The organism is Daejeonella sp., from assembly GCF_044348475.1.
In the GTDB taxonomy this organism is placed as follows: domain Bacteria; phylum Bacteroidota; class Bacteroidia; order Sphingobacteriales; family Sphingobacteriaceae; genus Daejeonella.
The window spans coordinates 1-13,479 of sequence record NZ_JBIKSU010000024.1; the positions used below are offsets into that span (position 1 = coordinate 1).

At 38.9% G+C, this 13,479-nt stretch carries 9 protein-coding genes; all 9 read right to left on the bottom strand.

Annotated features, from left to right (window positions below; all coding sequences use genetic code 11):
• Positions 1–391: PmbA/TldA family metallopeptidase (locus ACIQZ6_RS07160; RefSeq protein WP_395809604.1), on the bottom strand; the 391-nt coding region annotated here is incomplete at its 3' end.
• Positions 392–401: 10 nt separating this feature from the next.
• Positions 402–2,036 carry a TldD/PmbA family protein gene (locus ACIQZ6_RS07165; protein WP_395809606.1) on the bottom strand — a complete coding sequence of 545 codons (1,635 nt, stop codon included), beginning with the start codon at positions 2,034–2,036 and terminating at the stop codon, positions 402–404.
• Positions 2,037–2,425: 389 nt separating this feature from the next.
• The gene (locus tag ACIQZ6_RS07170; RefSeq protein WP_395809608.1) at positions 2,426–4,060 is read right to left on the bottom strand and encodes a TldD/PmbA family protein; all 1,635 of its coding nucleotides are present in this window, start codon (positions 4,058–4,060) and stop codon (positions 2,426–2,428) included.
• A 38-nt stretch (positions 4,061–4,098) separates the two neighbouring features.
• Positions 4,099–5,415 carry a TldD/PmbA family protein gene (locus ACIQZ6_RS07175; RefSeq protein WP_395809610.1) on the bottom strand — a complete coding sequence of 439 codons (1,317 nt, stop codon included), beginning with the start codon at positions 5,413–5,415 and terminating at the stop codon, positions 4,099–4,101.
• 3 nt (positions 5,416–5,418) lie between these two features.
• Positions 5,419–7,053 (bottom strand): TldD/PmbA family protein, encoded by a 1,635-nt coding sequence (locus tag ACIQZ6_RS07180; protein WP_395809612.1) that lies wholly within the window; start codon positions 7,051–7,053, stop codon positions 5,419–5,421.
• A gap of 71 nt (positions 7,054–7,124) precedes the next feature.
• Positions 7,125–8,909 (bottom strand): hypothetical protein, encoded by a 1,785-nt coding sequence (locus ACIQZ6_RS07185; protein WP_395809614.1) that lies wholly within the window; start codon positions 8,907–8,909, stop codon positions 7,125–7,127.
• A gap of 1 nt (position 8,910) precedes the next feature.
• Positions 8,911–11,034 (bottom strand): hypothetical protein, encoded by a 2,124-nt coding sequence (locus ACIQZ6_RS07190; RefSeq protein WP_395809616.1) that lies wholly within the window; start codon positions 11,032–11,034, stop codon positions 8,911–8,913.
• A 1-nt stretch (position 11,035) separates the two neighbouring features.
• Positions 11,036–12,553, bottom strand: coding sequence for a BatA domain-containing protein (locus ACIQZ6_RS07195; RefSeq protein WP_395809618.1), 1,518 nt, complete (start codon positions 12,551–12,553; stop codon positions 11,036–11,038).
• Positions 12,554–12,556: 3 nt separating this feature from the next.
• Positions 12,557–13,444, bottom strand: a complete 888-nt coding sequence (locus ACIQZ6_RS07200) for a DUF58 domain-containing protein (protein WP_395809620.1) — start codon at positions 13,442–13,444, stop codon at positions 12,557–12,559.
• Between the last annotated feature and the right edge of the window lie 35 nt (positions 13,445–13,479).

Genomic DNA, 13,479 nt, shown 5'->3' on the forward strand with positions numbered 1-13,479 from the left:
TTGCAACGGCATCGGCACGGTCTTTTGGACTCATATCTGCCGTTGCCTGAACAAATGTTGCCGATTCAGGATACATCTGCGGACCCATAAATGAAACAAATTCAGGGTTTTCAGGTGCCAGCATAGCCAGCTCTTCTGACCGTTGAACAACCTTTCGAAGCGATTCGTCATCATATTCATTGATTGTTGCAACTCCCATTTTTTTGCCGAAGGCAGATGATACCACCAAACTATTGGAGCTGACCCCACCGCTGGTAGAAACAGAATTTCTGGCATATCGTATATTTCCTGCATCAGAACCACTGAGGTTAACCTCGCATTCATCTGCTTTGGAATAGCTCAACACTTTCTTTAAAAGTACCTGAGCCTGTTCTTTATTTAGTATTGACATGGTCTTATCTTCAGATTTTTCTTGCTGTATTGATTACATTAACTCCATTAAAACGGGTAGTAGCACATCCATGTGAAACTGCACTAGATTGCATTGGTTGACCCTTACCATCAAAGAATGATCCACCCAGGCGATAATCACGTTCATCGCACATATCGCTGCATGCATTCCAGAATTCCTGTGTATTTGCCTGATAGGCAACATCTTTCAGCATTCCTGTAATTTTTCCTTCTTTGATTTCATAATATAGCTGACCGCCAAATTGGAAATTATAACGCTGTTGGTCAATTGAGAATGATCCGTCGCCAATGATATAAATTCCTTTTTCAACATTTTTGATTAGGTCATCAATGCTTTTCTGTTGTTTGCCCGGCAATAGGGATACATTTGGCATCCGCTGAAACTGTACACTGCTCCAGTTATCGGCATAGCAACAACCCTGAGATTCATTTAGCCCAACAATATGTGCCTGATCGCGGATAGCCTGGTAATTGACTAGAACACCATCCTTGATGATATCCCATTTCTTTGTTCCAACACCTTCATCGTCATAGCCTACTGCACCTAAAGAGCCTGGCTGTGTTTTATCACCCACGATGTTCACTAGCTCACTTCCATATTTAAAGTTTTTAGACTGCCATTTATCTAAGGTCAGGAAGCTTGTTCCGGCAAAATTTGCTTCATATCCGAGTACTCTGTCTAATTCAGTTGGGTGACCGCTAGATTCATGGATAGTTAACCAAAGGTGAGAAGGATCTAAAACAAGATCGTATTTTCCTGCTTCTACAGATTTGGCAGTTATTTTTTGTCCAACTTGAGTGGCAGCAGCTTTTGCATCTTCTAGCATGTCGTATCTCCCTTTGTACAGGGTAGTTACTCCCTGGATCTTATCCTGCGGACGGGCTTCTAGGTATTCATATCCCATACCCATTGGCGCACTTAAAGAATTTCGGGTTTCGAATTTTCCAGATTTTGCATCGATTTTTGTTAAGAAGAAAGTAGGCCAAATACGGTGAATATCCTGATCGATGTAAGAACCGTCAGTTGAGGCAAAGTATTTCTGCTCATTAACTAAAAATAGGATTGAGTTTGCATAGTTTGCTCCGCCCTTTAGCGCTGCATCATTCACCGAAAGTAAAAGATCAACTTTTTCTTTCATCGGTACTTCAAATGCATTTTTTTCAATTGGCGCTTTCCAGCTCACTTCTCCATATCCTTTTTGTGGTGCCAGCTGTACCGGTTCTGTGAGCAAACGAGAATTTTCTTTGGCTATAGCTACAGCCAATTCAGCTGCTTTTGCGATGCTGTCATTATCCATTTTGTCGGTAGCTGCAAATCCCCAGCTTCCGTTTGCAATTACGCGAATACCCATCCCATAAGATTCGGTATTCACAATATTTTCAACTTTGTCTTCACGGGTAACCACAAACTGATTCAGGTATCGCCCAATGCGAACATCTGTATAAGTGGCACCTCTAGAACGTGCAGCATTCAGTGCTACATCAGACATCCGTTTTTTAAGTGCCGGATCGATCCGGTCTAGAGCAGCATCCAGCGGAACTGAATTACCCCAAACAGGAATGGACGGAAGCATAGCTGCAGCAGCACCCAGTCCCGTAAGGTGAACAAAATCTCTTCTTCTCATTTATTTTTCAGGTTAGTATTTTTATGGGGTAGTCTAATTAGCAAAAACTCAATGGGTAATTGTACCGTTTTTGAGAGGCTTTTAAGCGGTAATCAATTAAATATATAAATAATTTGTTTTTCAATTAGGTTAAACATCTTTTTTAAAGTCTTAGTTATTAAGACGCAGACTGAAACAGAATGTTACTAGTATTCTAAATACCTTATTCTAGATTTTTCTTTTTTTTCTGGCTATAAATTCCGGTATCAGTAGTCATCAATGGTCAGTTAAATTATTCTAAATTACTATTTAGCAGACAGATTGTGATTATGCGAAGCGACATAAAAATCAAAAAAAAATACCGGCAACGGTTTTACGCTAATGCCGGTATCCAATTAGTTTATCCTTAGCTATATTTTTCGGCCGGTATTAATCACGTTTACACCTTTAAATAAAGTAGTGGCACATCCATGTGATACTGCGCTTACTTGACTAGGCTGACCTTTTCCGTCAAAGAAAGAACCGCCCAGGCGATAATCTTTTTCATCACAAATGGCTGAACAAGAGTTCCAGAATTCTTGGGTGTTTGACTGATAAGCCACATCTTTTAACAAGCCGCCAATTTTTCCATCTTTCACTTCAAAACAAAGTTGTCCGCTAAATTGGAAATTATAACGTTGCTGATCGATAGAGTAGGAGTTACGCCCAAAAATATAAATTCCTTTCTCTACGTTTTTAACCATGTCATTTGCACTCAGTGGCGTTTTTCCGGCTTTGAGTGAAACATTTGGCATGCGCTGAAATTGAACCTTGTCCCAACTGTCAGCATAGCAGCAGCCCTGCGATTCGGGAAGACCCAAAATATGTGCTTGGTCGCGAATGGTTTGGTAATTGACTAGAATTCCGTCCTTGATGATATCCCAGTTTTTGCATTTTACACCCTCATCATCGTAGCCAACTGCTGCAAGAGATCCTTTTTCTGTTTTATCGGCTTCAAAGTTGACAATCTTACTGCCAAAATTAAATTTCTTACTTTCCCATTTATCAAGTGTTAGGAAACTAGTGCCGGCATAATTTGCCTCATATCCTAAAACGCGGTCAAGCTCAGAAGGGTGTCCTACAGATTCATGAATAGTCAGGAAAAGATTGGTAGGATCAATGATCAAATCATATTTTCCGGGCTCTACTGGTTTTGACCTTAATTTCTCCTCTACATGCCGAGTTGCTGTAACGGCATCTTCCAGCATATTATACCGGTTTTTGTAAATGGTGAACAGTCCGTCAATCTCTTCTTCTTTTTTCGGATTCAGGTACTCATAACCCATACCCATCGGTGAACTTAGTGAGTTACGGGTTTCAAATTTTCCTGATTTAGAATCGATTTTGGTTACAGTAAAGGTTGGCCAAAGCCTGTGAATATCCTGATCAATGTAAGAACCTTCGGTTGATGCAAAGTATTTCTGTTCATTCACTAGAAACAAGGATGAATTAACAAAATTGGCTCCACCTTTTAAGGCAGCTTCATTTACTGCAAGCAGTAATTCTGTTTTTTCTTTGATCGGAATCTCGAATGAGTTTTTTTCAAAAGGTGTTTTCCAACTAATTTCACCATATCCCTTTTGGGGAGCAAGCCTTACCGGCTCGGTCAGTAGTTTGGAGTTTACCTTTGCGATCTGTACGGCTGATGCAGCTGCTTTTGCAATAGTATCCTCGGTCAGGTTATCAATTGCTGCAAAGCCCCAGCTTCCATTCGCAATTACCCGGATTCCCATTCCGTAAGATTCAGTGTTGCTGATGCTCTCAACGCGGGTTTCACGGGTGGTGAGAAACTGGTTCAGGTACCTGCCAATGCGAACATCAGCATAAGTAGCCCCTTTAGATCGGGCAGCATTCAATGCGATGTCTGCCAACTTTTTCTTCAGACTTGCATCAATCGGCATTAAAGCATCCTCAATCGCAATATCACGGCCTATGACCGGGATAGACTGCAGCATGGATGCTCCAACACCTATTCCTGAAACGTATAAAAAATCTCTTCTTCTCATAACGATAATTAATTAATTCTGAGTTAATATACGATGATTTATACTGCGTCAGAAAGAGATGAGAAGGTAAAATCTCGGATCTTCATTGGGGGTACGATCATATTTCCGCTACGCTGTGGTTTTCCAAGAGCTTCCACATTGTTCAGCATGATGATTGGACTTTCATTAAACCTGAAATTTTTCACCGGGAACATAATCTTTCCGTTTTCAATATAGAATGTACCGTCACGTGTCAGTCCGGTCAAGAGTAAAGTTTGAGGGTCAACACTTCTGATATACCAGAAACGTGTGACCAAAATGCCTTTTTCAGTGCTTTTTATCAGATCTTCGAGTGAAGCTGTTCCACCTTCCATAATAACTCTGTTAGCACCAGGTACAGGTTTTACATTTTTTTGTTGTGCCCAGTAACGAGAATAGCTCAGATTTTTGACCACACCTTTTTCAACCCAGGTAACTTTTTCTTGTGGAAGACCATCGCCATTCCATGTTCCTGAAGGTAAATCAGCATTAAACGGATCTGAATAAATGGTTACCTGCTCATTGAACAATTGTTCGCCTAAGCGGGTGCCTCCACCTTTCTTACTCATAAAACTTCTGCCTTCTTCTGCACTTCTTGCATCGAAACCTCTAACCATATTGGATAGCATATCACTCGCAGCAAGTGGTTCTAGAATTACCGTGTATTTACCAGGTTCAATAGCTCTTGCACCTGCAGATCCATTAGCTTTTCCTGAAGCAACTTTAGTTAATGCCAGCGTATCCAGTTTCCTGATGTCATTAAAACTTTCACTAACATAACCTGATCCGGTGCCGGCCTGATTACGCGTTGTTACAGAGAATGAAACGTCAGTATCTGTATTGTAAGCGAATAAACCTTTTGAATTCATGATGGCTCTAAAACTAGTAGAATTTTCAAGAAATCCTGCTGCCTCTAGGTTAGCTGCTTTGGCAACTTCCAAACTCTTTCTCACTGCTTCTGCTCTGATGTCGGGATTGACAGCTGCCGTAGCGGTATTATAGGTAATGGATTCTGCAAAAGTTTTAGGACCTTCTAGAGAAACGTACTCCGGGTTAGGTGGTGCCAGCTGTGCCAGCTCCTCAGATCTTCTTACTACTTTTTCAAGTGATGCATCATCAAATTCATTGATTGTTGCAGAACCTGTTTTCTTACCGAATGTAGAGCTGATTGCCAGTCCCATTGTGCTGATATCGCCAGCTGTTGAAACTGCGTTTCTTGCATAGCGGATATTTCCGCCCTCAGTACCATTCAAACTTACTTCGCATTCATCTGCTTTAGAAAAACTCAATGCCTTCTTTAGAATTGCTTGAGCTTCTGCTTTACTTATTATGCCCATATCTTATATTTTTCTTGCTGTATTAATAACATTCACTCCGTTAAATCGTGTTGTTGAACTACCGTGAGATACGGCATTCGACTGGCTTGGCTGGCCCTTTCCATCATTGAAGGCGCCACCAAGACGGTAATCACTTTCATCGCAAACAGCCCCTACTGCATTCCAGAATTCTTGGGTGTTTGATTGATAGGCTACATCTTTTAGCATTCCAACAATCTTGCCTTCTTTGATTTCATAGAACATTTGGCCGCCAAACTGGAAATTATAACGCTGCTGGTCAATAGAGAATGAACCATCGCCGATGACATAAACCCCTTTTTCAACATTTTTGATCATGTCATCTACGCTTAACTTCTCTTTCCCAGGTTGAAGAGATACATTCGGCATACGCTGAAACTGAACATCTGCCCAGCTTTGAGCATAAGAACAACCCTGAGATTCCTTTAATCCAATCATGTGTGCCTGGTCGCGGGTTGCTTGGAAGTTAACAAGGACTCCATCCTTTATAATATCCCATTTCTTACATGCTACACCTTCATCATCATACCCTACTGCTCCTAATGAAGTTTTTTCAGTTTTATCTGCAACAACATTCACCAGCTTATTACCAAAATTGAATTTTTTGGAGTTCAGTCTGTCGAGGCTTAGGAAACTGGTACCTGCATAATTCGCTTCATAACCCAATACGCGATCCAGTTCTGTTGGATGACCTACAGACTCATGGATAGTTAACCAAAGGTGTGAAGGGTCAAGTACCATATCATATTTACCGGGCTCAACCGATTTAGCTTTCATTTTCTGGTCTACATTAACTGTAGCTGATTTGATATCTTCCAGAATATCGTAGCGATCTTTATACCGGGTCACGATACCTTTTACTTTGCTGCTTTCTTTGGGTTCTAAATATTCATAACCCATGCCCATTGGAGTACTTAGCGATTTGATTGTATCAAACTTTCCGCTGCTACGGTCAATTTTTGTTACCGTGAAATTTGGAAAAATTCGATGAATGTCTTGATCAATATAGGATCCGTCTGTTGATGCAAAATACTTCTGCTCGTTTACAGCGAAAATCACTGAATTGACAAAGCTTGCACCACCTGACATAGCAAGTGCATTGGTTGCAAGAAGAAGATCAACTTTTTCTTTTACGGGCACTTCAAATGCATTTTTTTCAATTGGCGATTTCCAGCTTACTTCACCATATCCCTTTTGAGGTGCCAACTGAACGGGCGCTCCCTGAATTTTGGAATTTGCTTTGGCAACGGCAACTGCTTTTTCAGCAGCTTTGGCAATATCTTCTTTGGTAACGTTGTTTGTTGAGGCAAAACCCCAACATCCATTCGCAATTACGCGTACCCCAACTCCATACGATTCAGTATTTGATACACCCTGTACCCGATTTTCGCGTGTAGCAACAAACTGGTTCAGGTAGCGTCCGATACGAATATCTGCATAACTGGCACCTTTTGCTCTTGCCGCATTCAATGCCACATCGGCTAATTCCTTTTTTATTTTCACATCCACCACGTTCAATGCTTCCATTGGATCGATTGGATTACCAAAAAGTGCTAGGTTTGGTAGCATTAATGCCCCTGTACCCATCCCACTCAGGTAGAGAAATTCACTTCTTTTCAATATGTTATCCTCCTTTAAATTGGTTATTTAAACTAACTGATCAAGCGATCAGCATGTTTCTAAAATTGAAGTTAAGATAATTTTACTTCAAGCCATAAATATGTGCAACAAAGTATAAATAAAATGTAAAACCAGATTGGGTGAATCGTGTCTTCATAAACCTGTACAGCCTCATTCCCAGTTGTGATCTTTTTCGCAGATTGTTCAATAAAATTCTGTGTATTTTTCAGTTTTTCTGAAGCCTTAACTACAGTCCACGCTTTTTCATCAAATACATAAAACCAATTGGAATCAGTATTTTCAAATTGAAAAGATTGCCATCCCGACTCTGCAGCCCAAAAAGATCCCGTCTCCTGAAAACTCATTAATGAATGCTGTTTTAAAGCAATCCTTTTACCCTTAATTTGAAAGCGTGATATATTTCCAGTTTCAGTTTGAATTTCGATGCCCGTGTCTTTATTTATTACAGGAAGGAAATGAACTGCAAGGCTTTCGGTATTTTCTTTCTTTCTAGCTGCTTTTTGAAGAATATACGACCATAAAGATGAATAATCTTCCTCTTGATTGCCAAGCATCCAGGTGTATGAATCAGTGATCACAGTCATCAGGATTTTTCCCTGGCCAAACAACTTACTGTTCGTTAAAATATTGCCTCGTTCATTTTTTACCAGACTTTGCGTTCCAGCTTGTGCCAAAATTTCGATAGAGCTGCTTCCCTGAAGTATTGCTTTAAGTGCAGAATGTCCTTCCCAAGTCAATTTTATTGTTTTTGGGATTGCCTGTTTATTTTCTCGAATGGGAAATGCCTTCCTGTAAAAACCATTTCCTGATTCTGATGCATCAGCTTTAATAATTAACCCCATGCCCTGATTTACCTGATTTTGAACAGCCTGATTTTCAAGCTTGCTTAAGCGCGATAATTCACTCATATCGCCTATTAAAATATCAAAATCATTAAGAAGGGTTGTATTGATACGATTGAGATCATTTTTTCTACTATTCAGAAACTCGGTATTGTATTTGGCCGTGCTGATACTGGTTCTTACAGATAAACTATAGCCCTGCTGGGCAAGCCAGTTTTTTAAAAATTTGTTCTCAAAGTCAGGAGCTGATGCCAGGATCAATATCCTCATCGATTCCCGTTCTTTAACTATCACCGGTAATTTTTCTCTTGAGAGTGTATCCTTATCGGCTAGTGCTATAAGTGAGTAAACCGCTTTATCTAGATGTTTTGGAATACATTTTAACTCAAAATTATTCCATGTATCCTTCCTGATCGTTACTGAGTCTAGATTTGTGCCCAAGCCCTGCAGAATAAGCTTGACTTCTGGTCTTGAAGTATTATTATACTTGCCTTGTACAAGTAATTGCTCGCCTGAACGAATCTTTTCAGGCCAGCTGATTGAACTTACCCCGTTTTTTAAGGCTGTTGGATGAAAAATCAAATTTTTGTTTTTCAGGCTTTTTAGTTCATCCGATTCTAGGCCATATCCAAAAATATGAAGGGTTTGATAATCAGGCTTTGAAGTCAAGAAATAGGCGATATTGTGGATGTATTGTACTTTATTATCTTTTTTAGTAATCGCAAGGTCTGTGCTAAATAGTGAAGCACCTTTATATTTTTCTAAACTATCTTTAGAATAACCATCAGTTAAAAGAATGGCAATCGTACTGTTGCTCAAACTAACTTTTCTATCATATTTTAAAGGAAAAAGAATAAATAATAAAGATACAATTGCCAAAATAGATGCGCTTAGTCTGAAAATTAAATTCGATTTGTTCTTCCTTCCAATTTCTTTAAAAATCAGAAAACTGAGCAGTAGGGCAAGAAAGATAATACTATAGATCTTATCCATTTTAGGGTTGCTGACGCTTTAAGCGATTAAAATATTCTGTCGAAAGTGATGTTTTAGGCGCTGCTGTTGTAGCCTGGGGCGTTTTAACTTCGTTTTTAATCATGCTTTGCAATGCTGCTTCTAGGGTAGATAGCTCTCCAAAACTGACCATCTCGTTGCCTGATTTGCTTAGAATTTTACGCATAATTACCAATGCCTTTAAATAACCTACAGGTTGAGCCGAGGCTTTTGCTACAAGGGTACGGTTTGCCTCTTGGAGGATACTGTACTCAGATTGGTTTAGTTTTTTCCCTTCTTTTAGTTTGGCAATAATTGAGGTTGATTTTTTCAACGCATTTTGATTTTGGCTTTTCAAAATAGTTCGCTCTACCGATGGCTGAATAATTTTATCAAGTTCGGCGCTCAGGCGCTTTTCGGCTTTTATTGCCGGCGTTTTCAATGCTGTTTTTGAAACATAAGCTCTAGACTTTTGCTGAAGATCTTTAAGTAGACGTAATGCCTTGTACTCAAAGGGTAGCGCTTCAACGGGCTTATAGGTTCTTAATCTAAGTTCCGACTTCCACATTTCTGTTAAGGTGGCCTTAAGCTGGGCTTTTAGTTCAGGCTCAAAGAAGGTTGCATCTTCAGCAATATCATGTTTATGGGCATAGGCATCCATCATTTTTTCGGCATTGCCAAATGCAGCAGATTCTTCAGCTGCAGTAGTTTCCTGATGCTCTTCACCTATTTCCTCATCGGTTTCTTCACCCAAAAATTTGCCATAACGCAACCTGAGTAATTTCTGGTCGATCCCTAGATTATTGCTTCGGTTTTTAAATTCTTCTTCGCTTATGGAGTTTTTATCTTTTAAAATTTTCTCGGTATCGATAATGATCTGCCTCTGGCTTCTAAAATATTCAGGAACAAGATTAATACCTCCAAGCATCCCATCCATACTCATTAATTTGGCAGTATCCTGAATGCTGACGATATAAATATCAGATCTGCTTTGCTGTTTCCGGCTGTCAGTAACGTTAATATAGAAATACAATTCATCTCCCGGAACCATTCCTAATTTTGGAAGATCAATTGTTTTTTGAAGCTTATATTCCTGTTTCCCATTCATGCTTTCGTTGAACCGGATTACTTGCTCCTTGAATTTCACACTTTCCCCTTTTCCGCTACTGATAGTTGCCGAGATATAGGTATCATTTATGCCATAATCATCGTTGATTTGAACCTGTAAAGTTGTTTTTTGAGGCTCGCCAAAATCAATGGTACTGTATTGCTTTGGAGTGATGATGCGGATTACTGCTGCCTCATCTTTAATCGTTTCCAATTTATACAGCTCAGATAGTTTACCATCTAGCTCCACCTGATAAAAACCTGGTTGCTTAATTGTTTTACTAACAGCCCATTGTGTACCTGATTTATTCACTGAGCGTAATTTTATCTTTTCCTTATCATTGAAAATAAACTTGATTTTGCTAGCAGGCTTGCTGGTTTCAATAAGCCATTCTAGCAATGCGCCATCTTCAACTGTGGCCGAAAACTGCTGTTGAACTCTTGTATTTCTTGTAGTATAGACCGGCGGTATAATCTTTAGCTTGATGGAAGATATTTCAGGTAATATTTTATCAGGTATTGAAGGCTTTGCTTGGTTTTCGATTACTATGCTGTTGTTTAAAGTGGCAACATCTAAACTAGAAATGACTATCGAAACAAGAATCGAAATGACCAGAAATAGTGCAGAGATTTTCAAGCGTTTATAGATCAATGCTGGTGCTTGAATACGCTGCATCTCATTTTTGATTTTTTCTATCTGTAGTTTTTCTAGCGCATTCAGTTTTTCAGAATTTTTGAGAACCAATGAAAAGCTTTCTTCAAGCTGGGGATAGGTTTGGTCGAGTAGCCTAGAAACATCATCCTCGCTGATTTTTGATAGTTTAAAAATTTGAATTAGTCCAATCGAGATCAGTAGGCTTATCGGAAGTATAAACCAATAAGATACAGGCGAAATACTATTCCATACGCTAAGTCCTAACAAGGAGATTGATATTGCCAAAAATACAGCGCTAAATAAGCCAGAGCATATCCAACGTATCTTAATTGATTTTATGTGTTTGATGCCTTCTGAATGGTTCATATCAACTAAGATTGTTTCTGAAGGTTAAATATCTTTCTACTACGAATATTGAAATTAAAGCAAGCCAGAACTGATTTTCTAGGCTTTTTTGGCTTCCCTGATTTTTGGCTGCATTGGTATCGTTTTCTTTAATAAAGCTAGGAACGATCTGTTCTTGCCTCATACTTCTTTTGTCTGATGGATGTATTTCTAAGGCATCTTGATTTGGGATGATAATTGGAATCAAGGCCTTGGCGAAATCATTACTCCAAACCAGTTCGTTCCAATCCGGATTAAATCTGGAATAAAAATGAAAGACTGATAACTTATTTTCCATTTTCAGATCAAGTAGAGGCTTCCCAAAACCGTCTTCCCAAACCGAGAAACCACCTGTTGAATTTTTAGGGTATACATTTCGTTTGAACAGTTTAATAGCTTCCTTTTCAATACTGCTCATGGATGGGGATAGATTTAACTTGCTAGTGATAACTTCTATTTCCCCCTTTTCATATTTAAAAAACAAGTTTAATGGAACTATTCCGGGTGGTATGGCAGATTCTGAAAGCCAGAAAATGATATTTTGGCCCGATGGAATATTCATTGTTGAATATTCAGTCAGTTTTATTTTTTGGCCCGTATATTTTTTTATAGCAGTTAATGCTGCTTTTAAATAGCTGGCATCATTTTTAAACTTATCCGTATAAATGGCTATTCTAATTGTTGCCGTATCAATAGTAACCGGAAGTGAATCACCCTGCTTCTTATCTTTAAATTTTAAACTTGCCTTACCATTCTGAATGTCGAATTCAAATGGGCTATTGTTATATGCAGGATCAATAGCTACGGTTTTAAATGTAGTTTTACTAGGATTACTAGTGGCAATTGTGACCTTTACACTGTCTGATTCATTGAACCAGGCATTTTCAATCCAGGTAGCTGTTGAATCAGCAGGCGTGTAAGTTTTCCATTGTATGGGATGAGTAACAAGCGGCCGTTTCGTACCTAGTCTATTCAATAGGTTTGGAGTGAAAAGAAAAACTTGAGTATTTTCAGGAATTTCATCTTCTAGTAATTGAATCAATGACCAGTAGGGGAGCAGCTGCGCAGAACCTATTTCTGATATATTTTGATTCAATGCATCCTCAAGTTTAGCATACTGAAAACCTGGTTCAAAAAAATGAAATTCATAACCAAGTTTACTTAGAGAGTCAATTTCTTTTTTAAACTGGCTAGATGTTTCTTTGAGATTTTGTTTTTCAATCAGGATCCATCCCTTATTTGCAGTTGTATTTATTTTGCTGTTCCATAAGGGGCCTGCGAGTATCAAGGCTAAAATGATCAGCAATAGGCAACGAAGAAATAATAAGAGCAGATCAATCAGTTTTAAACTACGGGCACTTTGCCTAGAGCTTTCTCCTAGCAGGCTGATACTTCCAATTTTTAGCGTCTTTCCTTTTTTAATATTCCACAAATGAATGATTAGCGGGATTGAAATTCCGCCAATCGCAAATAGCCATAAAGGGTTAATTAGTTGGAACAAGGCCTAAGTTCTTAATTTGCTGCGTTGGGTAAGAAAATCTCTTAATGCTTGATCGAGAGGTTCAGCCATACTGATCATACGGTAAAAAATATGACGGTCTAATAGTTCCATTCTCATACTGTTCAAATGCTTTTCAAGCTTTTCTTGGTACATATTTTTAGCAGTTTTGACGTCAATTTTAATGGTTTGACCAGTTTCAAGATCTTCTAATTCTGAGTAGCCTTTAAAATCAAGTTCCAATTCATTTTTGCCCATTAGATGAAATACAATCACTTCATTTTTTAAGGAAGTTAGAGTGTCAATTAATTGCAGTATCTCTCCATTCTGTTCATACATATCGGTAATAAAGATCAGCAACTCCCTTTTTTTTGACCCGGTGTAAATATCTTTGTAATGAATGGGCTTAGTAAAATTGCCACCTGCTTTGATGTTTTCCAGCTGATAAAACATTCTGGATAAATGCTGGAAATCTTGTTTGGCAGCCAATGAGAATAAACCCCCATCTTGAAATACATACAAACCAATTGCATCGCCTTGAATATTAGCAAGATAGGCCAGTGAAGCGGCTAGGTATCTGGCGTAATCTAATTTTTTATATCCTCCATCTTCATGGTTCATTGATCCACTAGCATCGATTAGAAACCGAACAGAAATGCTGGTTTCGACTTCTGATTCTCGGATATAATACCGATCAGAACGGCCATACATTTTCCAATCAAGCCAGCGAAGGTCATCGCCTGGTTGATAACTTCTGTATTGGCTAAATTCAAGTCCCGGACCTTTAATAGAGCTTTTATTAACCCCTGTCATAAAGCCATCCACTACAGTTTTTGCTGCCAGTGAAAGGTCTTTAATAGCCATTACGACTTTTGGGTCTACTAATTTACTCATTGGAGTGGTATTGATAATTTATTGAAAAACGATCA